We start from the raw sequence: 21,181 nt of genomic DNA on the forward strand, positions 1-21,181 counted from the left end.
TCATTGCGGCACTCCTCCGGATAGTCGCTGAGCGGGCTGTTCAGGCTACTGCCGATGCGCGCTAGGCTCTCAGCCACTTCGGCCACCAGTCCAGACGCGCCGCTTGCAAGCGATCGAGGTAATGGCTACCGCCAAGTTGGCGCATCTGCTGGCGAATCCAGCGGGCGCGCCGGCTGACCTGGGCGCTTGGCTGGCTGGCGCTGCGTTGGCGCGGGTTCGGCAGTACGGCGGCCAGCAGGCTGGCCTGTTGGGCCGACAGGTAGGGCGCGCCGATATTGAAGTGATGCCGCGCCGCGGCTTCGGCGCCGAATATGCCGGTGCCCCATTCGACGCTGTTGAGATAGACCTCGAGGATTCGCTGTTTCGGCCAGAGCAGCTCGATCAAGCCGGTAAACCAGAACTCGATGCCCTTGCGCAGCCAGCTGCGGCCCGACCAGAGAAACAGGTTTTTCGCCACCTGCTGGCTCAGCGTGCTGGCACCGCGCAGCGAGCCGCCTTGCTGGTTGTGCACCAGCGCGGCACGAATCGCGGCGATATCGAAGCCCCAGTGCTCGGCGAATTTCTGATCCTCGCCGGCGATCACCGCGATTTTCAGGTCGTCCGGCAGTTCGTTCCAGGGGCGCCAACTGCGCTCCAGGTCGATCGGTTTACCGTCGATCCAGGATTCGACCTTGCGTTCGACCATCAGGGCCGTGCCAGGCGGCGGCACCCAGCGCAAGACCAGCACCAGTAGCGCCGAGCCGGCCATGAGGCAGAACAGCAGTTTGAACATGAGGCGGCGAATGGAGCGAAACATGCGGGCTTGGCCAGGGGGATTTTGCCGGCCATTATAGCGGCCGGTTTGCCCTTGTCTGGAGTGATGCATGGCGCGTCTTTGGTTGTTGCTGTCTGCCTTCGCCGGTTTTACCGGTGTTGCCCTGGGGGCCTTCGCCGCCCACGGCTTGAAAAATCGGTTCAGCCCCGAGCACCTGGCGGTATTCCAGACCGGCAGCCACTATCAATTGATCCACGCCTTGGCGCTGTTCGGTGTCGCCTTGCTGGCGCTGCAGGCGCCCGGTCGATGGGTGAACCTGGCCGGTGGCTGTTTCGCCCTGGGCATTCTGTTGTTTTCCGGCAGCCTGTATCTGCTGACCCTCAGCGGCATCGACGGGCTGGGGATCATCACGCCGTTCGGTGGCCTGGCCTTTCTCGCCGGCTGGCTGTGCCTCGGCCTGGCGGCCTGGCGCTTCGGCGGCCGCTGAAGCGAGCGGCTGACGCTGCCGGTACGGGGTTAACCTGACCCTCGCGTCAGAGTGCTGGACGAATGGCGCCCTTTAGCCTTGGTCCATCGCCCGCGATCGGGCTAGAATGCCCGCCCCTCCCAAGTTGTGACCGCTCCGTTATGCGTATTCAGTTGAACGGTGAATCTTTCGAACTGGCCGACGGCGCTACCGTTGCCGACCTGATCGGCCGTCTGGATCTGACTGAACGCCGGGTCGCGGTCGAGCTCAACCTGGATATAGTGCCGCGCAGCCAGCATGCCGCCACCGTGCTTTGCGACGGTGACCGGGTCGAAGTGGTGCACGCGATTGGTGGCGGTTAATCCGCACTGGAGTTTGCAATGAGCCAAGTTCGTAACGACAAGCCTTTTACCCTGGCCGGCCGTGCCTACCAGTCACGTCTGCTGGTCGGCACCGGTAAATACAAGGATCTCGACGAGACCCGCGCGGCCATCGAAGCCTCGGGGGCGGAGATCGTCACGGTTGCCGTGCGCCGCACCAATATCGGCCAGAACCCGGGTGAACCGAACCTGCTCGACGTCATCTCGCCTTCGCGCTACACCATCCTGCCCAACACCGCCGGCTGCTACGACGCCGAAGATGCGGTGCGCACCTGCCGCCTGGCCCGCGAGCTGCTCGATGGCCACAAGCTGGTCAAGCTGGAAGTGCTGGCCGACCAGAAGACCCTGTTCCCCAACGTGATTGAAACCCTCAAGGCCGCCGAAGTGCTGGTCAAGGACGGTTTCGACGTGATGGTCTACACCAGCGACGACCCGATCATCGCCCGCCGGCTGGCCGAGATGGGCTGTATCGCGGTGATGCCGCTGGCCGGCCTGATCGGTACCGGGCTGGGTATCTGCAACCCCTACAACCTGCGCATCATCCTCGAAGAGGCGACCGTGCCGGTGCTGGTCGATGCCGGTGTGGGCACCGCGTCCGATGCCACCATCGCCATGGAACTGGGCTGCGAGGCGGTGCTGATGAACAGCGCCATCGCTCATGCGCAGCACCCGGTGATGATGGCCGAGGCGATGAAGTACGCGATCGAAGCCGGCCGTCTGGCCTATTTGGCCGGGCGCATGCCGAAGAAGCTCTATGCCAGTGCATCTTCCCCGCTGGACGGGCTGATCCGCTGAACCGAACATGATCTGCTGCGCGTCGGCCATACGGCGTTAAAAATGGCTCTAGCTCGCTAGATCCGAGAGAGCTTTGCGTGCTGCCAGCACACCCAAGAACCACCGATTTGAAGAGCCCCCGATGACCGAATCGCACCAACCCTCGGCTGTAACCGAGGACAAGCGCCAGCACCGCGCGATCAAGAGCTTCGTGATGCGCGCCGGGCGCATGACCGAAGGCCAGCAGCGCGGCCTCGATCAGGGCTGGGCCAAGTTCGGTCTGCAACTGGATGCCGGCGCCGCGGATTTCGATGCGCTATTCGGCCGCAGTGCCCCACGGACCCTGGAGATCGGCTTCGGCATGGGCCAGTCGCTGCTGGAGATGGCGGCGGCGGCGCCCGAACAGGACTTCATCGGCGTCGAGGTACACACCCCGGGTGTCGGCGCCTTGCTCAACGGCCTGATGACGCAGAACCTCGGCAACGTGCGGGTCTACAGCTGCGATGCGCTGGAAGTGCTGCGCAACTGCGTGGCCGACGCCAGCCTCGACCGCCTGCTGCTGTTCTTCCCCGATCCCTGGCACAAGGCGCGCCATCACAAGCGCCGTATCGTCCAGCCGGCGTTTGCCGAGTTGGTGCGGCAGAAGCTCAAGGTCGGCGGCGTGCTGCACATGGCCACCGACTGGGAGGCCTATGCCGAATACATGCTGGAAGTGATGAACGTGGCGCCCGGTTACCGCAACCTGGCGGCCGACGGCCGTTGCGTGGAGCGCCCGGCAGAACGGCCGGTGACCAAGTTCGAGCGGCGTGGCGAGCGTCTCGGCCACGGCGTCTGGGACCTGAAGTTCCAGCGCGAGAATTGAGCGTCAGGCTACAGCGAACGCAAAGCCAGCGCCGCTTAGCTAGCCGCAGCATAAGCAGAACATCCGCATCAAGCGCTGCCCCGGCAGCGTGACCCGGCTGAACCACAGCCACAGGACGATTGCACAAGATCGGGACCACCCGGCGCCAGGACGGCCCTCACCGCATCACCGAAGCACATCAATCCTGAGCGCTCTTGCGTCCGGGCACAAAAAAGCAGTGGTGCCAGACGCCAGCTGCGGTGAGGAGTTCGTTGTGTTGAAAGTCTGTTCAATTCTGCTGCTGGCAGTCGTTGCGCTGCAGGCGCAGGCCCAGGTCGACAGTGCCCAGGCCGCGCGACTGGGTGAGGATTTAACCCCGCTGGGTGGCGAGCGGGCCGGCAATGTCGCTGGCACCATTCCCCCTTGGCAGGGTGGGCTGGCCCAGCCGCCGGCCAATTACCGGCCCGGTATGCATCACCCCGACCCCTATGCCGCCGATGCGCCGCTGTATCGGCTCGACAGCCAGAACCTCGCCCAGCACCAGGGGCAATTGCCGGCCGGCCTGAAGGTGCTGCTGGAAAAAAATCCGGATTATTTTCTACGCGTCTATCCGACCCGACGCAGCGCCGCTGCGCCGCAACGCATCTACGATGCCACCCGCTTCAACGCCCAGAATGCCCAGTTGATCTCCGACGGCAATGGCGTCGAAGGCGTTGCGGCAGGCATCCCCTTTCCGCTACCGCAGAACGGCCTGGAAGCAATCTGGAACCACATCATGCGCTACCGTGGTGAGCAGCTCAGCATGGTCACCAACCAGGCCGCGGTGCTCGCCAATGGCGATTACAACCTGCTCAAGCTGGAGCGTGATGTCTACTTCCGCTATGGCCGCGAAGGCATGAGCCCGCAGGACCTGGACAACACCCTGTTCTATTACAAGTACAAGGTGCTCGCTCCAGGCATGCTGGCGGGCTCCGCGCTGGTGGTGCAGGAAACCCTCGATCAGGTGCTGGCGATCCGCAAGGTCTGGCGCTACAGCCGCGGCGAACGGCGTGTGCGCCGCCTGCCGATGCTGGCCTACGACACCCTGCGCCCCGATACCAGTGGCCTGGTCACCGCCGACCAGGTCGATGCCTACAACGGTGCGCCGGATCGCTACGACTGGCAGCTGCTCGGCAAGCAGGAGATGCTGGTGCCCTACAACAGCTACGCGGTGCACCAGCAGGGCATTGCCTACGAGCAAATCCTCAAGCGCAACACGCTCAACCCCGAGCTGTTGCGCTATGAGCTGCACCGCGTGTGGGTGGTCGAGGCCGAGCTGCGCAAGGGCTTCCGCCACCCCTATGGCAAGCGGCGCTTCTACCTCGATGAGGACAGCTGGCAGGTCCTGGCGGTCGATCTGTACGACAAGAATGGCGAGCTGACGGGGCTGCAGGAAAGTCATCCGATCAGCTACTACGAGGTGCCGATGTTCGGTAGCACCCTGGAGACCGTGTACGACTTCAAGGGCGGTCGCTACTTCGTCGACGGCCTGGACAACAACGAGTCGATGTACGACTTCAATGCCCGGCTCGATCCGCGTGACTTCACCCCGCAGGCCCTGCGCCGCGACGGTAACTGAGGCTCAAGCCAATCGCCAAAAAGCCGCCCTGCTGGGCGGCTTTTTGCTGTGCGCTGCGCCGTCCTCGCTTGTGGCGATTGGGCGCTGGTGCGCGAGGAAAAGGTGTCCCTGGGTTGGTGCGGTGGCCGCGACAGGGGGTGAGTGCCAGGCACTCGACGCGCCAGCCGGTTGTGCCGAGCGAGCGCGTTAGGCAATGCGCATCAGGCGGCGGCGTAGACCACCAGTTCCATCAGCATTTCCTCACGGGCCAGGCCGGCGATGACCATGGCCGCGCGGTTGGGGTAAGGCGCGTTGAAGTATTCGGCGTACACCGCGTTGACCGTGGCCAGGTAGCTGCGGTCGGTGACGTAGATCAGCACCTGGGTCACCGCGTCCATGCCCAGGCCCGCGCATTCGAGGGTGTGCTTGAGGTTGTCCAGGGTCTGCCGGGTCTGCGCCTCGATACCGCCGGGCACCACCTGGCCCTGGGTGTCGATGGGGATCTGTGCGGTATACAGGGTACCGTTGCCGATCACCGCCCACTCTAGCGGGGCCTTGGACGGGAACAGCTGGGTTTTCACCGCCTGTTTCATGGCGTGCTCCTATTCGGTGGAGAATAAAAAAGAGGGAGACGGCAGCTGCCGCGCTCCCTCCAAGGTGGGGATTAGAGGCCTTGCTCGTCGGCCATGCGCCGGGCGATCTGCGGTGCGTTCCACAGCGCCGGCAGCAGCACCAGAGACACCGGCACGGCGGTGATCACGATGAACGATTGCAGGGCACTGATGCCGCCCGAGCCGATGGAGATCAACAGGGCCGCAACCACGCCCATCATCACGCCCCAGAACACACGGATCTCCGAGCGTGGGTGATCGGTGCCGGTCATCACCATGGAAATGGTGTAGGTCATCGAGTCACCGGTGGTGGTGACGAAGATGATGGTGAGGACCAGGAACAGCACCGAGATCAGGTAGCCCAGCGGCAACTGCGCGGTGATCGCCAGCAGTGCACCCGGCAGGTTGAAGCCGGCGAAGGCCTCGGACACCGAGCCGGGGTTGCTCAGCTCGAAGGCCAGGCCGCTGCCGCCAACGATGGTGAACCAGAAACAGGTGATCAGCGGCGCCACGATCGAGATCATCGTCACCAGCTCGCGGATGGTGCGTCCACGGGAAATGCGCGCGACGAACATCGCCATCAGCGGGCCATAACCGAGGAACCAGCCCCAGAAGAACACCGTCCACCAGTCCAGCCAGGCCGGGTCGGCGCGGAAGGTGGCCATCGGGATGAACTTGTCCAGATAGATACCCATGGACTGCACGTAGGCATCGAAGATGAACGCGGTCGGGCCGAACAGCAGAATGAACAGCATCAGCACCACTGCCAGCACCACATTCAGCTGGCTGAGCAGTTTGATCCCGCGGGTCACCCCGGATACGGCGGAGAGGGTGTAGATGCCGACCAGGATGAAGATGATGGCCAGCTGGGTGCTGTAGTCGTTAGTGATGCCGAACAACTTCTCCAGGCCGAAGCTTACTTGCAGGCCGAGGAAGCCGATCGGGCCGATGGTGCCGGCGACCACCGCCAACACGCAGCAGGAATCGATCAGGGCACCGAACCAGCCGCTCATGACGCGCTCGCCGAACAGCGGGTAGAGCAGGGTGCGTGGCTTGAGCGGCAGGCCTTTTTCATAGTGCAGGTGCATCAGCACGATGCCACTGAGGCTGCCGAGAATCGCCCAGGCGAGGAATCCCCAGTGCATGAAGCTCTGCGCCAGCGCGTTGTAAGCCGCCTGGGGGGTGCCGGTTTCACCGCCGTACAGTGGTGGAGGGGAGAGGAAGTGGGCCATCGGCTCGGCCGCGGCCCAGAACACGCCGCCGCCGGCGAGCAGGGTGCACATGATGATCGACACCCAGGTGTAGGTGGGCATCTCCGGAGTCGCCAGGGCGCCCAGGCGCACCCGGCCGGTGCGGCCCATGGCGAGGTACAGGCCGATGACGAAGGTCAGCAGCAACAGCACCTGCCAGTAGGCGCCAAACAGCTTGGTCGACCAGGCGAAGGCGCTGTTGACCCAGAGTGTCATCGAGTCGATGTCCCACAGGGCGAGGGCGGCAAACAGCAGGATGAAGCCGCCGCTGATAAGGAACACCGGCACATCGACATCATTCAGCAGTTTGCTCTTGTAGCTCATGGCGGGACTTCCGAGGTGGGTCGCCGGTTGCGTGCTATTCATTACAGCCTCCTGACAAGAATCTTGTACTTGTTGGTTGTTCAGGGCAGTTACGGGGCGGGCTTGAGGCCCTGCTCCAGGGTGTTTAGCCAGTTCAGGCCCATCACCTTGGCGGTGTCTTCGGCGCTGAAGCCGCGCTGCAGCAGGCCTTGGGTGATGTTCGGGAAGTCGCGGCTGTCGCCGAACCAACCGAGCGGCTTGGGCCAGTCGGCGTTACTCGCCGAGCCTTCGCCGTAATCGACCTGCTTTGACCAGCGGCCGCTGCGCATCCACTCCAGCACCGACTGCGGCTGGTTCTGGCACAGGTCGGTGCCGATGCCGATGTGCTCGATGCCCATCAGGTCGGCGGTGCGCGCGACCATGTCGCAGAACTGCTCCAGGCTGCAGTCCGAGCCGTTGTGCAGGTGGAAGGGGTACAGGCTGAAGCCGAGCAGGCCGCCGGAGCGGCCCAGCTCGCGCAGCACCGTCTCCGACTTGTTGCGCTTGGCCGGATGGAAGAAACCCGGGTTGGCGTGGGAGATGATGATCGGTCGGCTCGACAGCTCGATCGCTTCCAGGGTGCTGCGCTCTGCGCTGTGCGACATGTCGATGAGCATGCCGACCCGGTTCATCTCGGCGATGGCCTGCCTGCCGAAGCGGGTGATGCCGCTGTCGCTGCCCTCGTAGCAACCGGTGGCCAGCAGGCTCTGGTTGTTGTAGGTCAGCTGCATGATCAGCAGGTTGAGCTGGCGGAACACTTCGATCAGGGCGATATCGTCCTCGATCGGCGAGCAGTTCTGCGCACCGAAGAAGATCCCCACCTTGCCCAGCTGCTTGGCCCGGCGGATGTCGGCGGCGCCCGCCACCGGCATGATCAGGTCGCCGTGCTGCTCGAAGCGGCGGTTCCACTCGCCGAGGCGGCTCAGGGTTTCGCGGGCATTCTCGTGGTACACCAGGGTCACGTGCACCGCAGTGACCCCTCCCTGGCGCAGTTGGGTAAACAGCTCACGGTCCCAGTTGGAGTACTGCAGGCCGTCGATCACGATCAGGTCGTCATGCATGGCACACCCCTCAGGCACGGATGTAGGTGGTCTTGACCACGGTGTAGAACTCGCGAGCGTAGGTGCCCTGTTCGCGCGGGCCGAAGCTGGAGTTCTTACGGCCGCCGAAGGGCACGTGGTAATCGGTGCCGGCAGTCGGCAGGTTGACCATCACGCAGCCGGTCTTGGCGCGGCGCTTGAAGTCGCTGGCATATTTCAGCGACTGGGTCATGATCCCGGCGGTGAGGCCGAAGGCGGTGTCATTGAGGGTGGCCAGGGCCTGCTCGTAGTCATCGACCTTGATCACGCAGGCGATCGGGCCGAACACCTCGTCGCGGTTGATCTGCATGTCGTTGCGGGTGTCGACGAACAACGCCGGGCGCATGTAGAAGCCCTCGTATTCCTCGTCGATGCGCTCGCCGCCACAGGCCAGTACCGCGCCATCGGCCTTGGCCTGTTCGATGTAACGCAGGTTCTGTTCGAGCTGCTTGCCATCGATCACCGCGCCGATCTGCACGCCTTCGCGTAGCGGGTAGCCGACCTTGAGCTGGCCCATGCGCTCGACCAACCTGGCGACGAAGCGGTCGTGCACCCCGGCGGTGACGATCAGTCGCGAGGAGGCGGTGCACTTCTGCCCGGTGCCGAAGAAGGCGCCGTTCAAGGCGCACTCCACCGCCTGCTCTAGGTCGGCGTCATCCAGCACGATCAGGGCGTTCTTGCTGCCCATCTCCAGCTGGCAGCGGACGAAATTGGCAGCGGTGGCGCTGGCGACCTTGCGCCCGGTCTCGACCGAGCCGGTGAAGCTCAGGGCATCGATCTTGGCCGAATGGATCAGTGCATCGCCAACCGTGGCGCCGCTACCCATAACCAGGTTGAAGGTGCCGGCCGGCAGGCCCTGGCGGGCGATGATCTCGCTCAGCGACCAGGCGCTGGCCGGTACCGCGTTGGCCGGCTTGAACACCACGGCATTGCCGAAGGCCAGCGCCGGGGCGATCTTCCAGGCCGCGGTGGCCATGGGGAAGTTCCACGGGGTGATGATGGCGACCACGCCCACTGGCTCGCGGCGGGTTTCGATTTCCACGCCGGGGCGCACCGAGTCGGCGGTCTCGCCCATCTGCCGCAGCACTTCGGCGGCGTAGTAGTGGAAGAACTGGCCGGAGCGGTAGACTTCGCCCATGCCCTCGGCGAGGGTCTTGCCTTCTTCGCGGGCCAGCTGCTCGCCCAGTTCGGCCTTGCGCGCGATCAATTCGTCACCGATCGCGGTCAGCACCTGATAGCGCTGCTCCAGGCCGCTGCGTTGCCACTCGAGCTGACCGGCGATGGCCGCGTCGAGGGCCTGCTCGATTTGCCCGGCGTCGGCCTGGGCATAGTCGCCCAGCACATCCTGAATGTTCGCGGGGCTGATATTACGGATAGTCGCGGAGCCCGTAAGCCACTCGCCATTGATGTAGTTAGCAAAGATATCGCCGGACATATGCACCTCCTCTCAAACTGTTAGCGAATGGTAGGCGCCGTTTTCGATAAACTAAAATCAGTTGTAAATATTGTTTGATAAGGAAAACTTACCGTGCTCGCCGACCTCAAGATCGTCCAACTGCGGCACTTCGTCTGGGTGCATGAGCTGCAGGGCTTTCATGCCGCCGCGGAAAAGGCCCACCGCACCCAGCCGGCGATTTCCCTGTCGATCCGCGACTTGGAGGGCAAGCTCGGCCAGGCCCTGTTCGAGAAGCGCAATGCCCGCGCGGCCAGGCCGGAACTGACCCCCTTCGGCGTGCAGTTCATGGCCTACGCCAAGGAATTGATCGCCCACCATGACCGGGTGATCAAGGACATGAGCCTGATCGCCCAGCACAAATCCGGGCATTTGCGCATTGCTTCGGTGCCGTCGATCGCCAGCCGCCTGCTGCCGGACATCCTCACCCGCTTTATCGGTGATGCCACCGACCTGCACGTCAGCCTGTTCGACGACAGTTCCGAGGTGGTGCTGGCAATGGTCGAGAACCAGCAGGTCGACTTCGGCATCGCCAGCCTGTGGGAGGCGGAGAGCGACATCCGCTTTATCCCGATCTGGGAGGACAGCATCGGCGTAGTCTGTCGCAGCGACCATCGCCTGGCGGGCGAAACCGAGCTGAGCTGGCAACAACTGCGCGGAGAGCGGCTGATCGCTAACGGCACCTCACGCCTGCTGGCCGACACCGCCGCCGAAGATCTGGTGGTCGACGCGCAGTTCTATATGTCCAACATGATTTCCCTGCTGGCCATGCTCGAGGCTGGCATGGGCATCACTACCCTGCCGCGCTTTGCCTTTCCGCTGGAGCACAGCCAGTTGCGTTTCATTCCGCTGAGCGAGCCCCTGGTGGTGCGCGACATCGGCATCGTCTGCCTGGCCAATCGTTCGCTGCCGGTGGCGGCCCAGGCGCTGTTCGACTTCATCCTGCGTGACAACGAACTGGATCCGGGTCAGGCTTGAACGTTCATTAATTTGATCGGGGAGGCATTATAGATAAGTTTCACTTATCGGCTGATAGGGCGATCTGAATTGCCCTGCGTCGGCCCTTGGACCACCATCGACGGCAGATAACAACAACCCGCCGTGTCCCGCTTGGCCCTCAGTAGGCCCAGTGCCGGGTACGGTTTGCGCCAGTCGAGGGCACCTGTATGAGCATTCCTTCAAGCATCGACTCTGCCAAGCTCGGGACCCGGGCGGTGCGCCTGCGTCCGGCCCATGTGGTCATGGACCTGGAGCGCCTCGGCAGCCTGCACCAGAGCCGGTTGAGTTTCATGCGCAGCCTGGTGCGCAAGATCATGCGCGAGGGCTGGCAGATCGAGGCACGGCGTTTCGAGCTGGATGCCGAGGGTTATGGCACGGTGATCTACCGGGTGCAGACCAGTGGCGACCTGTTCAGCTTCGTGCTGTTTTCCCAGTACCTCGATCCGGACAAGCGCAATGACCGGGTGATCGCCAGCGAGTGGGACCTGACCATGGCGCTGTGCGAGGGCGAGGTGGACGACGCCTACGTCGAGTACCTGCGCCTTAACGTGCCGTTGCAGGAAGCCGGGCGCCTCGACTCGCGGGTGATGGTGCTGTCGCGGGCCAACCGCAGCGTGCGCAACTTCGACAGCGTGGTGGCGGCCCTGAGTGCCGGCCAGCAGCCCGAGGTCGAGCAGATCGCCAAGGTCGGCTACCTCTATCGCACCACGGCGGTGTACGGCAGTGGCAAGCTGGGCATGGCCGACTGGGAGAAAGTCAGCAGCAAGCACCCGGACTTCGCCCGGCCGTTCGCCGCCGAGATGTTCAACTGCTTCATGCTGCGCAACTTCAGCCTGCAGCAGGCCGAGCACATCGCCCGTCAGCGCGCGCCGGACACTGCTGTACCCATGCAACCGGCGCTCAAGCGCTACTTCGGCATCGGCAACTCCACCGGCCTGGGCATGGCGCCCTACCTGATCAATCACCCGCAGCTGATCAGTCGCTGGGTCGAGATGCGTGAGCTGGCCCTGGCGCGGGTGCGCGGCCTTGGTCAGGTCACCGCAGAGCGCCTGGCCCGCCTGCAGGCGCTGGTCGTGCGTGGTATTGCACATATCCAGCAGACCGTGACCGAAGACGACTGGCAGACTGGCAACAACCGCCAGGTGCTGGAAGACTTCGCCGCGCTGCAGGACTGGCTCGCCAGCCATCCGCTGCGCAGCTGGGAGCAGTTGTCGACCTGGGCTGAGCAGCGACTCAGCCTGCAGGGTCAGGAGCTGCTCAACTGCATCCTCCTGGAGCTTTACCCGGAGCTGGTCGACAGCCTGGAAGACAGCTTTTCCCTGGTCGAATCCCTCGAGTTGCAACCCGAGATGCCGGCCGCCGAGCTGCAAGCCCTGATCGAGCGGCACTACGCCTGGGCTCTGGCCATCGACTTCGACGCCGATGGCGCCAGCGAGACCTTCTGGTACCGCTCCGAGGAGAAGCAGGAGCCGCGGCTGGGCAACTGCAACCTGGAGAGCGGCCGCGACAAGCAGATGCCGCTGGGCATCGGCTACCTGGCGCAGCAGTGTCATCGCCAGCTGTGCGCCTACCTGGCCGAGCAGCCCGCGCAGTGCACCGCCAGCTTCCTCCTGCGGCATCCCGAGCAGCGCGGCATCGTGCGGCGCATGCAGAGCATGGCCAAGACCCATTACGGCGAGATCCAGGCCAACCTGCTCGATCGCCAGGTGCTGCCCATGCACCTGCTGCGCTGCAAGCTGGCCTTCTTCGGCGTCAGCAAGTTCGATCCGCGCTCGCGCCTGTGGGTGCGCAACACCATGTTCCAGGGCGCACCGCTGCTGGAGGATATCGGTCAGCCGTTCGAGGACGACTGGTTCCTGCCCCTGGCCCCGACTGAGGAGAAGTGCTGATGCTGATTTCATCGAATGAATTGACCGCCCTGCTCAAGCGGGTGTTCGAGGGCATGGGCTATCCCGTCGGCTACTACGAGGATGCCGCCGCCCTAGTGAAATGGCTGCAGGTGCATGGCGAGCAGGGCTTCGGCGAACTGCAGCGCGCCTTGCCTTATGTGGCCGACAGCCAGCGCCCGCCCCTGCAGCTGCTTGCCGAGGAGAGCCAGGCGCTGCTGTTCGACTGTCATGGCCGCAGCGGCCTGAACTGCCTGCCGAGCATCGTCGAGCTGGCTCAGACCAAGGTACTGGAGCAGGGCTGCGTCAACGTCAAGGTGCGCAACTGCCACAACCGCAAGTTCATCCTCAAGCTGCTGGTCGACAGCGCCCGTTGCGGTATCAGCGTGCTGGCCTACTGGCAGAACGGCAGGCAGCCGGTCAGCGAGCATGTCGCCAGCATCGCCGCCGGCGCCCGCCACCCCAGTTACAGTGAGGCGCTGCTGGCCGATCCCGCCACGGCCGACACCCAGACCCTGACCTTGCTGTTCAGCACGCGCATCGACCTGCAGGGGCAGTTGCACGGCAGCACGGGCCAGCGCAGCGGCTATCGCCAAGTGAGCCCCGAGCAGTTCGCCCGCGCCGGCGAGGGCGCCCTGGAAGGCGGCATGGATATCTCCATCGAGCTGTGGCAACAGCTCAACCAGCTGGCCGAAGCGGTGCTGGTGGAGAACTCCGAGCAGTCGCGCAGCGGCGCCGGCGGCCGTTAGCGCAGCCGCGGCGGGCGGGCATTGATGGACTACAGCGGCAGCGAATGCCTGGCGCTGCTGATCGTGCTGGGCGGCAGCCTGGTGCAGGGGTTGCTGGGCATCGGCTTCGGCCTGCTGGCTGCGCCGCTGCTGTATCTGCTCGAGCCCAACTATGTGCCCGGCCCGGTGTTGCTGCTGGGTTTTCTCCTGGCGAGCTGCATGCTGCTTGGCAATCGCCAGTCGCTGGCCTGGCGTCGGCCCTTGCCGGCTATTCTGGCACGGCTGCCCGGCGCCTGGTGCGGTGGTCTGCTGCTCGGTTTGCTGCCCAGCGCTTGGCTCGGTCTGCTACTCGGTGCCTGCGTGCTGTTGGCGACCCTCACCAGCTACCGCTGGCTGGAGGTTCGCTGCAGCTCGCGCAACCTGGCCATCGCCGGTTTCTGCTCGGGGCTGATGGGCACTGCCACCTCGGTCGGCGGCCCGCCCATGGCCCTGGTCTACCAGCGTTGCGGCCGCATTAGCGCGCGCGATGAACTGGCCGCCTTCTTCCTGCTGACCACCCCGGTCTCGGTGCTGTTCCTGCTTTACCAGGGACGCATGCCGCTCGATTATCTGCATAGCACGTTCAAGCTGGCGCCCGGCGTGGTGGTCGGCTATGCCCTGGCCCGCTGTCTGGACGGCCGTTTCGACAAGCGCAGCCCGCGTCAGCTGTTGCTGCTGCTCTCCCTGCTGGCCGCCGTCGGGCTGCTAACGCACAGTATTTGGCAGTTATTGGGTTAGGGCGAGGCGTCGGCCTGTTTCCCCGCCCCTGACTATTACACAGGCAGCGGCAGCGGCTCAGCTGCGATCGGCACGCCCGCCGATCAGGTCGATGCCTGCAGCGGTGCGTCGGATCGCGATGAGCTGCGCCGCGACGGTAACTGAGGATCGGACACGGCAGGCGGCTTTTGTGCGCCGCGGCGAGTGGACCTAAGCTGACAGGGGTGAATGAATCGCTGGAGGCGGCAGAGATCCGATGGCGACATCCTCGAAAGCGCGCGCCCGCCCGGCGAAATACCGCGGCTGGTCGCAGCAGGTGACCCAGACCAGCAGCGCTCTGGATCTGGATCCTGGGGTCTTCACCTGGGACGATCCGCAGGCCATCGCGGCATCGCTCAAGGCCTCGGCCGAGCGCAGCAGCAGGCGCAAGACCACGCCCTTCGCCTCGGCGATGGCGATGCTCAATTTCTACATCAATCGCGCCGGGCGGCAGCTGCCTGAGCCGCGCCGGGCCTGCCTGGAGGCGGCCAAGGATGAGTTGCGTGTGTTGTTCGGTCGGCCGCGGCGGCGTCCGGCAAAGAGCGGCGCAGCGCGCCTCTAGCAAGGCAGTACCCGCTTGCCAGGGGGCGCAAGCCGTCCCTGCTCCCTGTTTGCCGAGGGTCGGCCCCTCGGCTGTGCTCGCGCAGCGGTGCGCCCGTTTGGCTGCCGGCGCCGCCTAGCTGCGGTCCGCCAGCACGCCGATCAGGAAGAACACCAGCAACAACACCGGCGCCAGGGTGTAGTTGTTGAAGTGGCCGAGGCCTTGGGCCAGCCAGGGGGTGAGGAAGACCATTGCCAGGCCGTAGCCGACTGCGCAGATCAGCACGAAAATCAGGGTGCGGAAGATGAAGTTGAGGCCGCCGATGCTGCGTTGCACCGAGGCATTGATGGCGGGGCCGAACAGCACCAGCAGGGTGGCCATGATGGCCAGGGCGATGTCGTACAGGTGGCCGCGGCTCCAGCGCGACAGGGTGGCGATCAGGTCGAATAGCAGGTCCAAGCGGGGTCCTTAGCGCCGCGTGGCGCACAGCAGGTCAGGGCAGAAAGTGTTGCAGCAGGTCGTTGAGGAACAGCTGGCCTTCGCGGGTGGCGACCAGGCGGGCCGGGTCGCGGTGCATGAGGCCGCGCTGCATGGCGTCCTCGCGCGCCGCGGCCAGTAGCGTCAGCGGCAGGCCGGTGCGCTGAGTGAACAGCGTGCTGGCGACGCCGTCCGTGAGGCGCAGCACATTCATCAGGAATTCGAAGGGCAGTTCCTCGGCGCCAAGCAGACGTTCGCCGGCGCTGAAGCTTTTTTCGGGATCCAGGTAGTCCTTGGGCAGGCGGGTTTTCCAGCCGCGGCTGATGCTGCCGTCCGGGCGGCTCAGCTTGGCGTGGGCGCCGGCGCCGATGCCGAGGAAGTCGCCGAAACTCCAGTAGTTGAGGTTGTGCCGCGCCGCCTTGCCGGGCTGGGCGTAGGCGGAGACCTCGTACTGGGCGTAGCCGTGTTCGGCCAGCAGCGCCTGACCGGCTTCCTGGATATCCCAGAGGATATCGTCCTCGGGCATCAGCGGCGGCTGGTTCCAGAACACCGTATTCGGTTCTACCGTCAGCTGATACCAGGACAGGTGGGTCGGGCCCTGGGCGATGGCGATGCGCAAATCGCCGAGGGCATCCTCGATCGACTGGTCCGGCAGGCCGTGCATCAGGTCCAGGTTGAAGTTGTCGAAGCCGGCGGCGCGGGCCATGTCGGCGGCGCGGATGGCCTCGTCACCGTCATGGATGCGACCCAGGGCCTTGAGCTTGGCGGCCTGGAAACTCTGTACGCCGATCGACAGGCGATTGATGCCCAGCGCCCGGTAGTCGCGGAACTTGGCCTGTTCGAAGGTGCCGGGATTGGCTTCCAGGGTGATTTCGATATCGCCGGCGAAGGGCACGCGGCGCTCCACGCCTTCGAGCAAACGGCCCAGCGCCCTGGCCGAGAACAGGCTGGGCGTACCGCCGCCGAAGAAGATCGAGGTCAGCGCCCGGCCATGCACCTGGGACAGGTCCTGGTCGAGGTCGGCGAGCAGGGCGTCGACGTATTCCTCTTCCGGCAGGCTCGGCCCGGCGGCATGGGAGTTGAAGTCGCAATACGGGCACTTCTTCACGCACCAGGGGATATGGATATACAGCGCCAGCGGCGGCAGCTCGAAGTGCGCCTGGTCGCGCGGGGCGTGGTTGCCGCTTGCCGCGCCATGCTCATTGAACATCAGTCAACTCCGCTGGCGCGGCTGCGCGGCGCCTAGCCCCGCATCGCCCAGGCTGTCTTCGCGGTCAGTCAGGCCCAACCGTTGCTTGAACAGAGCCATGGCGCGGGCGCGATGGCTCAGTTGGTTCTTCTCGACGGGAGACAGTTCGGCGCTGGAGCATTGCCGTTCTGCGACCCAGAACAGCGGATCGTAACCGAAGCCCTGGTTGCCTCGCGCGGCATGCAGGATGTGCCCGTGCCAGAGTCCCTCGCAGATGATCGGCAGTGGATCTTCGGCGTGTAGCAGGAGGGCCAGGCAGCAGACGAACTGGGCGCCACGCTGGGCGTCCGGTACGTCTTTCAATGCATCGAGCAGCTTGGCGTTATTCGCCGCGTCGCCCTGGCCATCGGCGTAACGCGCCGAGTAGATGCCCGGTGCCCCGCCGAGAAAATCCACCGCCAGGCCGGAGTCGTCGGCCAGCGCCGGCAAGCCCGACACACGTGCGGCATGGCGCGCCTTGAGGATGGCGTTTTCGACGAACGACAAGCCGGTCTCCTCCGGCTCCAGATCACTGAACTCGCCGATCGAGCGCACGCGTACGGCATTGCCGAGCATGGCCTGGAGTTCCTTGAGTTTGCCGGCGTTATGGCTGGCGAGTACCAGTTCGTTTAGCTGAATCATCAGTCGGGGAAGAGTTCCTGGTTGAAGTCGAGGCTGTGGGTGTTGCCGCCGTCCGCCTGGATACTGATGCTGAAGCGCAGTATCTCCTGTTGCTCGATGGGGAACTGCGCCAGGTAGTAAATAGCCGCGCCTTCTTTCACCTGCTTGAACTTCAGGTTGTGGGTCTGGCCGAGCAGGTTGCGCATCTCGCCGCTGACGACCGCGGCGGTTGGTTGGCCGGCCTTGAGTACCGAGATATTCAGCACGCCCTGCTTCTTGCCGCGGCTGAGGCCCACGGCTGCGGCGATCTCCGGTTGCAGGAAGCTGGAGTTGAAGGCGCTGTAGTGCACGTCCAGGTCACCGAAGCTTTGCTTGCGTTCGGCCAGTGCCGGCAAGCTCAGGCACAGGGCGATAAACAGTAGGGCGATGCGACTCATGATGATTCTCCTCAATGGGACCATGTTGCCGGCGAAATCAGTTGGCGCTCGGCCCGCTGATCCGGTAGATGCCTATCTCACCTAAGAGATTAGGCCAAATGCGGCTGGCCCAACCGTGCAGATGGTCGCGATCGACCGCCAGGCGGTCCAGTAACCGGGCGTTTTGCGCCAGGCACAGGCGCTCGAAGTCCGCGAAGGTACAGAAATGGATATTCGGCGTGTTGTACCAGGTGTACGGCAGGAAGTCGGACACCGGCATGCGCCCCTTGCTCGCCAGGTACCAGCGGCAACGCCAGTGGGCGAAGTTGGGGAAGGTGATGATGCAGGTCTTGCCGATGCGCAGCATCTCCGCCAGTACCTTGTCCGGGAAGTGCAGGGCCTGCAGCGACTGGGTCATCACCACCACGTCGAAGCTGTTGCTGGCGAAGTTGCCCAGGCCCTTGTCGAGGTTCTGCTCGATGACATTGACGCCCTTGCGGACGCACTGGGCGATGTTGTCCGGGTCGATCTCCAGGCCATAACCGCTGACCCCTTTGTGCTCGGCCAGCCAGGCGAGCAGTTCGCCATTGCCGCAACCGAGGTCGAGTACCCGGCTGCCGGCGGGGATCCAGTCTTGGATGATGTCCAGGTCGGCTCTCATGGGTGCCTCATATTGCGATTCGGTTCATATAGCTGCTGAACGCCTGCAAGTAGCGCGGGATCGGGATCAGGAAGGCGTCGTGGCCCTGCGGCGCGTCGATTTCCAGGTAGCAGACGTTCTTGCGTGCGGCGATCAGGGCGTCGACGATCTCCCGCGAGCGCGCCGGCGAGAAGCGCCAGTCGGTGGTGAAGGACATCACGCAGAAGTCCGCCTGCACCCCGGCCAGGGTTTGGGCCAGATTGCCGTCGAACGCCGCCGCCGGGTCGAAATAATCCAGGGCCTTGGTCATCAGCAGGTAGGTGTTGGCGTCGAAGCGCCCGGAGAACTCCTCGCCCTGGTAGCGCAGGTAGCTCTCGACCTGGAACTCGACGCTGTGGAAGTCGTAGTTGAGCTTTTCGCTCTTCAGGCCGCGGCCGAATTTCTCGCCCATGGCATCGTCCGACAGGTAGGTGATGTGGCCAACCATGCGTGCCAACATCAGGCCGCGCTTGGGGATCACCCCGCGCTCCTGGAAGTGCCCACCGTAGAATTCCGGGTCGGTGAGGATGGCCTGGCGCGCCACTTCGTTGAAGGCGATGTTCTGTGCCGACAGCTTGGGCGCCGAGGCGATCGCCAGGCAGTGACGGATACGCTCGGGGTAGCTGATGGCCCACTGCATGGCCTGCATGCCGCCGAGACTGCCGCCGACCACCGCGGCCCACTGGCCGACGCCGAGGGCGTCGGCCAGGCGCGCCTGGCTGTGCACCCAGTCTTCCACGGTCATCACCGGGAAGTCCGCGCCAAAGGGTTTGCCGGTGGCCGGGTTGAGGCTGGAGGGGCCGGTCGAGCCGTTGCAGCCGCCGAGGTTGTTGAGGCTGACGACGAAGAACTTGTTGGTGTCGATCGGCTTGCCGGGGCCGATGCAGCTGTCCCACCAGCCGGGCTTGCGCTCATCCGCGCTGTGGTAGCCGGCGGCATGGTGATGGCCGGACAGCGCATGGCAGATCAGCACCGCGTTGCTGCACGCGGCATTCAACTCGCCGTAGGTTTCATAGACCAGTTGGTAGTCGGCCAGGCTGCGTCCGCAGGCGAGCGGCAGGGGGTCGGCAAAATGCAGCACCTGCGGGGTCACCAGGCCAACGGAGTCTTGGGGAAAGGCAGTAGACATCGACCCTGCTCGCAGTAAAGGAAGTGCCGCAGTCTAAAGAGCGCCGCCGCGGGCGGCAAGCGTGCGGGCGCGCGGACAATCCCTGGCGGCGGCGTTGCCGGCGCTCATTCGCCGACGCTGTGGGGGCGTGCCACGCCGGGCAGGTTGACCACCTTGCCCTGGCGCTGGATCGGCGCGGGAAGGCGCAGGCGGCGCAGCATCTCGCTGGCCTGGGCCAGTTGCTGTTGCAGTTCGTCGCGATAGCCGGCCAGTTGCTGGCCGCGCTGACGGGTTTGCTGGGTTTGCTGGGCCAGGGCCTTGAGCCGCAACATATGGCTTTCCAGCAACTGTTTGTGTTCCAGGGTGTGTTGCATCAGCGGCATCAGCGCGTCACTGGCCCACTGCCCGGCCTCGACCCGCAGGCGCTGGTGCAGGCCGATGACTTGCTGCCCCAGGGTGGCGAAGAAGCGCCTGGTCAGGCTGCGTTGTTCGGTGAGCAGGGTCTTCAGGTGCAGGCGGAACTGGTCGGCCTGGGTCTGTAGCTGTTTGAGTTCGCGCCGGTAGCGTTTGATGTTGAACTGCGGCGCATCGACGCCTTGCAGCGGATTTTCCTGATTGTGCCGGTGGTAGATGGCGGCGACCATCTTGTTGGCCGTCTCGGCTTCCTGCCCCAGGCTGTCCAGGTCGTGTTCCACCGAGCGGAAGAAGTGCAGGATCGCCTGGTTGATGCCCACGGTGGTCCAGCTGCCGGCGAGGTTCTTGCGCACCTTGTTCAGGTGTTCGTCGAGGCGCTCTGCGCGTACGGCGATCTGCAGCAGCTCGCCTTGACGCTTGAGCAGGCGCTGGTTGGTTTTCAGCCCGAGCAGGCGCTTGTGGTGCTGGCCGTGGTCGTCCTTGGTCTTGGCGGTCAGCTCGAACAGCAACTGACCATTGTCGTGCTGGTGATGACTCAGCAGCGCCTGTTGCTCGTTGACCTTGTCCAGGCGCAGGTTGAGCAGATGCTGGCTGCCTTGCAGCAGGGCCAGCACCTGATTGACCACGCGGTCTTCGATCAGGCGTTCCTTCTGGCTGACGATGCGCTCGCACAGCAGGTCTTCCAGGTTGCGCATCTGGCTGCGGGCCAGCAGTGCCGGATCCTTGCGTACCTTGGCCAGCAACGCCTGCTTGGCCGACAGCGGCAGCACCTCGTCGGGCTGGATGCCGAGTTGCCTGGCCGTGAGGGTCTGGATCTGCTCGATGGCGTTCTGCACGAAGGCTTCGCCTGCCAGGTCGTCCCAGAGGATGTCGATCTTGTTGAGCACGGCGAACAGGCTGGACTGGGTGTCGTCGTCGAGCTGGCGAATATGCTGCTGCCAGACCGCGAGGTCGCTGGCGGTCACCCCGGTGTCGGCGGACAGCAGGAAGATGATCGCCTGGACGCTGGGCAGCATCGACAGGGTCAGTTCCGGTTCGCTGCCCAGGGCATTCAGGCCGGGGGTGTCGAGGATGCGCAGGCCCTGGCGCAGCAGCGGGTGGTCGAAGTTGACCATTGCATGGCGCCAGGCTGGCACCAGCACCTGGCCGGATTTTCCGGTGCTTTCCAGGGTGTCGGGGTGAAAGCCCAGCTGGATCGCCTGCTCGACCGGCATGGGCTTGCTCTTTGCCACTTGGGTGAAGGCCTGGATCATGTTGTCCGGGTCGCTGAGGTCCAGCGGGATGTTCACCCAGTGCCGGGGGATCCGCTTGAACTGGGCGACACTGGCCTCGGTGGCGCGGGTTTCGATCGGCAGCAGGCGGATGTAGGAGTGTTCCGAGCGGGGGTCGAAGAACAGCTCGGTGGGGCACATGGTGGTGCGTCCGGCCTGGGACGGCAGCATGCGCTGGCCATAGGCGGAGAAGAACAGGCTGTTGATCAGTTCGGTCTTGCCACGCGAGAACTCGCCGACGAAGGCCAGGGTGATGTGGTCGGTACGCAGCAGTTTGAGGGCGCGTTCGAGTTTGCTGTCCAGCGCCTCGGTGTTGAGTCGGTTGTTGACCAGCCAGCTGCGGTAGCGCGCGACCTGGCGCATCAGCTTGCGCTTCCAGTCGACGTAGGCGTCGACCTGTTGACTGAGACGTTCCATGCTCATCCTGGCGTTCCTCTGGCTAGCGCGGCTTTGCGGCGGTGCGGTTAGCGG

Annotated in this window: 21 protein-coding genes and 1 pseudogene; 10 read left to right on the forward strand and 12 right to left on the reverse strand. The window is 64.7% G+C overall.

Annotation, left to right across the window (positions count from 1 at the left end):
- Nucleotides 1–61: 61 nt before the first annotated feature.
- Nucleotides 62–796 (reverse strand): monofunctional biosynthetic peptidoglycan transglycosylase, encoded by a 735-nt coding sequence (gene mtgA / locus PH586_RS20835; protein ID WP_271349719.1) that lies wholly within the window; start codon nucleotides 794–796, stop codon nucleotides 62–64.
- A gap of 67 nt (nucleotides 797–863) precedes the next feature.
- Between mtgA and PH586_RS20840 the strand changes: the two genes are divergently transcribed.
- The 5 genes from PH586_RS20840 (at nucleotide 864) to PH586_RS20860 (ending at nucleotide 4,833) form a co-directional block, all read left to right on the forward strand.
- Nucleotides 864–1,241 (forward strand): DUF423 domain-containing protein, encoded by a 378-nt coding sequence (locus PH586_RS20840; RefSeq protein WP_271349720.1) that lies wholly within the window; start codon nucleotides 864–866, stop codon nucleotides 1,239–1,241.
- 140 nt (nucleotides 1,242–1,381) lie between these two features.
- Entirely contained in the window at nucleotides 1,382–1,582 is a 201-nt protein-coding gene (gene thiS / locus PH586_RS20845) for a sulfur carrier protein ThiS (RefSeq protein ID WP_271349721.1), read from the forward strand.
- Nucleotides 1,583–1,600: 18 nt separating this feature from the next.
- Entirely contained in the window at nucleotides 1,601–2,395 is a 795-nt protein-coding gene (locus PH586_RS20850) for a thiazole synthase (protein ID WP_271349722.1), read from the forward strand.
- Between the two features lie 121 nt (nucleotides 2,396–2,516).
- Nucleotides 2,517–3,236, forward strand: a complete 720-nt coding sequence (trmB, locus tag PH586_RS20855; protein ID WP_271349723.1) for a tRNA (guanosine(46)-N7)-methyltransferase TrmB — start codon at nucleotides 2,517–2,519, stop codon at nucleotides 3,234–3,236.
- Between the two features lie 253 nt (nucleotides 3,237–3,489).
- Nucleotides 3,490–4,833: a DUF1329 domain-containing protein gene (locus tag PH586_RS20860; RefSeq protein WP_271349724.1), complete on the forward strand. Its 1,344-nt coding sequence runs from the start codon at nucleotides 3,490–3,492 to the stop codon at nucleotides 4,831–4,833.
- A 200-nt stretch (nucleotides 4,834–5,033) separates the two neighbouring features.
- On the opposite strand, the gene PH586_RS20865 is transcribed toward PH586_RS20860, so the two are convergent.
- The 4 genes from PH586_RS20865 to PH586_RS20880 form a co-directional block, all read right to left on the reverse strand.
- Nucleotides 5,034–5,405 carry a RidA family protein gene (locus PH586_RS20865; RefSeq protein ID WP_271349725.1) on the reverse strand — a complete coding sequence of 124 codons (372 nt, stop codon included), beginning with the start codon at nucleotides 5,403–5,405 and terminating at the stop codon, nucleotides 5,034–5,036.
- A 71-nt stretch (nucleotides 5,406–5,476) separates the two neighbouring features.
- Nucleotides 5,477–7,039 carry a BCCT family transporter gene (locus PH586_RS20870; protein WP_271349726.1) on the reverse strand — a complete coding sequence of 521 codons (1,563 nt, stop codon included), beginning with the start codon at nucleotides 7,037–7,039 and terminating at the stop codon, nucleotides 5,477–5,479.
- Between the two features lie 47 nt (nucleotides 7,040–7,086).
- A complete protein-coding gene (locus tag PH586_RS20875; RefSeq protein ID WP_271349727.1) occupies nucleotides 7,087–8,076 on the reverse strand; it encodes a membrane dipeptidase in 990 nt (329 codons plus the stop codon).
- Between the two features lie 10 nt (nucleotides 8,077–8,086).
- Nucleotides 8,087–9,529 (reverse strand): aldehyde dehydrogenase family protein, encoded by a 1,443-nt coding sequence (locus tag PH586_RS20880; protein WP_271349728.1) that lies wholly within the window; start codon nucleotides 9,527–9,529, stop codon nucleotides 8,087–8,089.
- Nucleotides 9,530–9,622: 93 nt separating this feature from the next.
- Here PH586_RS20880 and PH586_RS20885 point away from each other — a divergent pair, with 93 nt between their 5' ends.
- From PH586_RS20885 to PH586_RS20905, 5 genes are all read left to right on the forward strand, one after another.
- Entirely contained in the window at nucleotides 9,623–10,525 is a 903-nt protein-coding gene (locus PH586_RS20885; RefSeq protein ID WP_271349729.1) for a LysR family transcriptional regulator, read from the forward strand.
- Nucleotides 10,526–10,713: 188 nt separating this feature from the next.
- Entirely contained in the window at nucleotides 10,714–12,435 is a 1,722-nt protein-coding gene (locus PH586_RS20890; RefSeq protein WP_271349731.1) for a hypothetical protein, read from the forward strand.
- Nucleotides 12,435–13,181, forward strand: coding sequence for a DUF3726 domain-containing protein (locus PH586_RS20895; protein ID WP_271349732.1), 747 nt, complete (start codon nucleotides 12,435–12,437; stop codon nucleotides 13,179–13,181). Before PH586_RS20890 ends, PH586_RS20895 begins: the two co-directional genes overlap by 1 nt.
- A gap of 24 nt (nucleotides 13,182–13,205) precedes the next feature.
- Entirely contained in the window at nucleotides 13,206–13,937 is a 732-nt protein-coding gene (locus PH586_RS20900; RefSeq protein WP_271349733.1) for a TSUP family transporter, read from the forward strand.
- 235 nt (nucleotides 13,938–14,172) lie between these two features.
- A complete protein-coding gene (locus PH586_RS20905) occupies nucleotides 14,173–14,517 on the forward strand; it encodes a DUF3175 domain-containing protein (RefSeq protein ID WP_271349734.1) in 345 nt (114 codons plus the stop codon).
- Between the two features lie 114 nt (nucleotides 14,518–14,631).
- Here PH586_RS20905 and PH586_RS20910 read toward each other — a convergent pair whose 3' ends face one another.
- From PH586_RS20910 to PH586_RS20940, 7 genes and pseudogenes are all read right to left on the reverse strand, one after another.
- A complete protein-coding gene (locus PH586_RS20910; protein ID WP_271349735.1) occupies nucleotides 14,632–14,955 on the reverse strand; it encodes a DUF3392 domain-containing protein in 324 nt (107 codons plus the stop codon).
- Between the two features lie 34 nt (nucleotides 14,956–14,989).
- Nucleotides 14,990–16,183, reverse strand: a complete 1,194-nt coding sequence (gene hemW, locus PH586_RS20915) for a radical SAM family heme chaperone HemW (RefSeq protein WP_271349736.1) — start codon at nucleotides 16,181–16,183, stop codon at nucleotides 14,990–14,992.
- A 69-nt stretch (nucleotides 16,184–16,252) separates the two neighbouring features.
- A pseudogene (gene rdgB, locus PH586_RS20920) lies at nucleotides 16,253–16,843 on the reverse strand (RdgB/HAM1 family non-canonical purine NTP pyrophosphatase); the annotation flags it as partial.
- A complete protein-coding gene (locus tag PH586_RS20925; protein ID WP_271349737.1) occupies nucleotides 16,843–17,259 on the reverse strand; it encodes a DUF4426 domain-containing protein in 417 nt (138 codons plus the stop codon). The pseudogene rdgB and the gene PH586_RS20925, both read right to left, overlap by 1 nt.
- Before the next feature lie 37 nt (nucleotides 17,260–17,296).
- Nucleotides 17,297–17,899, reverse strand: coding sequence for a methionine biosynthesis protein MetW (gene metW / locus PH586_RS20930; RefSeq protein ID WP_271349738.1), 603 nt, complete (start codon nucleotides 17,897–17,899; stop codon nucleotides 17,297–17,299).
- 7 nt (nucleotides 17,900–17,906) lie between these two features.
- The gene (metX, locus tag PH586_RS20935) at nucleotides 17,907–19,046 is read right to left on the reverse strand and encodes a homoserine O-succinyltransferase MetX (protein WP_271349739.1); all 1,140 of its coding nucleotides are present in this window, start codon (nucleotides 19,044–19,046) and stop codon (nucleotides 17,907–17,909) included.
- A gap of 104 nt (nucleotides 19,047–19,150) precedes the next feature.
- Nucleotides 19,151–21,133 (reverse strand): dynamin-like GTPase family protein, encoded by a 1,983-nt coding sequence (locus PH586_RS20940; RefSeq protein ID WP_271349740.1) that lies wholly within the window; start codon nucleotides 21,131–21,133, stop codon nucleotides 19,151–19,153.
- Between the last annotated feature and the right edge of the window lie 48 nt (nucleotides 21,134–21,181).

The organism is Pseudomonas aestuarii (assembly GCF_027988105.1).
In the GTDB taxonomy this organism is placed as follows: Bacteria; Pseudomonadota; Gammaproteobacteria; order Pseudomonadales; family Pseudomonadaceae; genus Aquipseudomonas; species Aquipseudomonas aestuarii.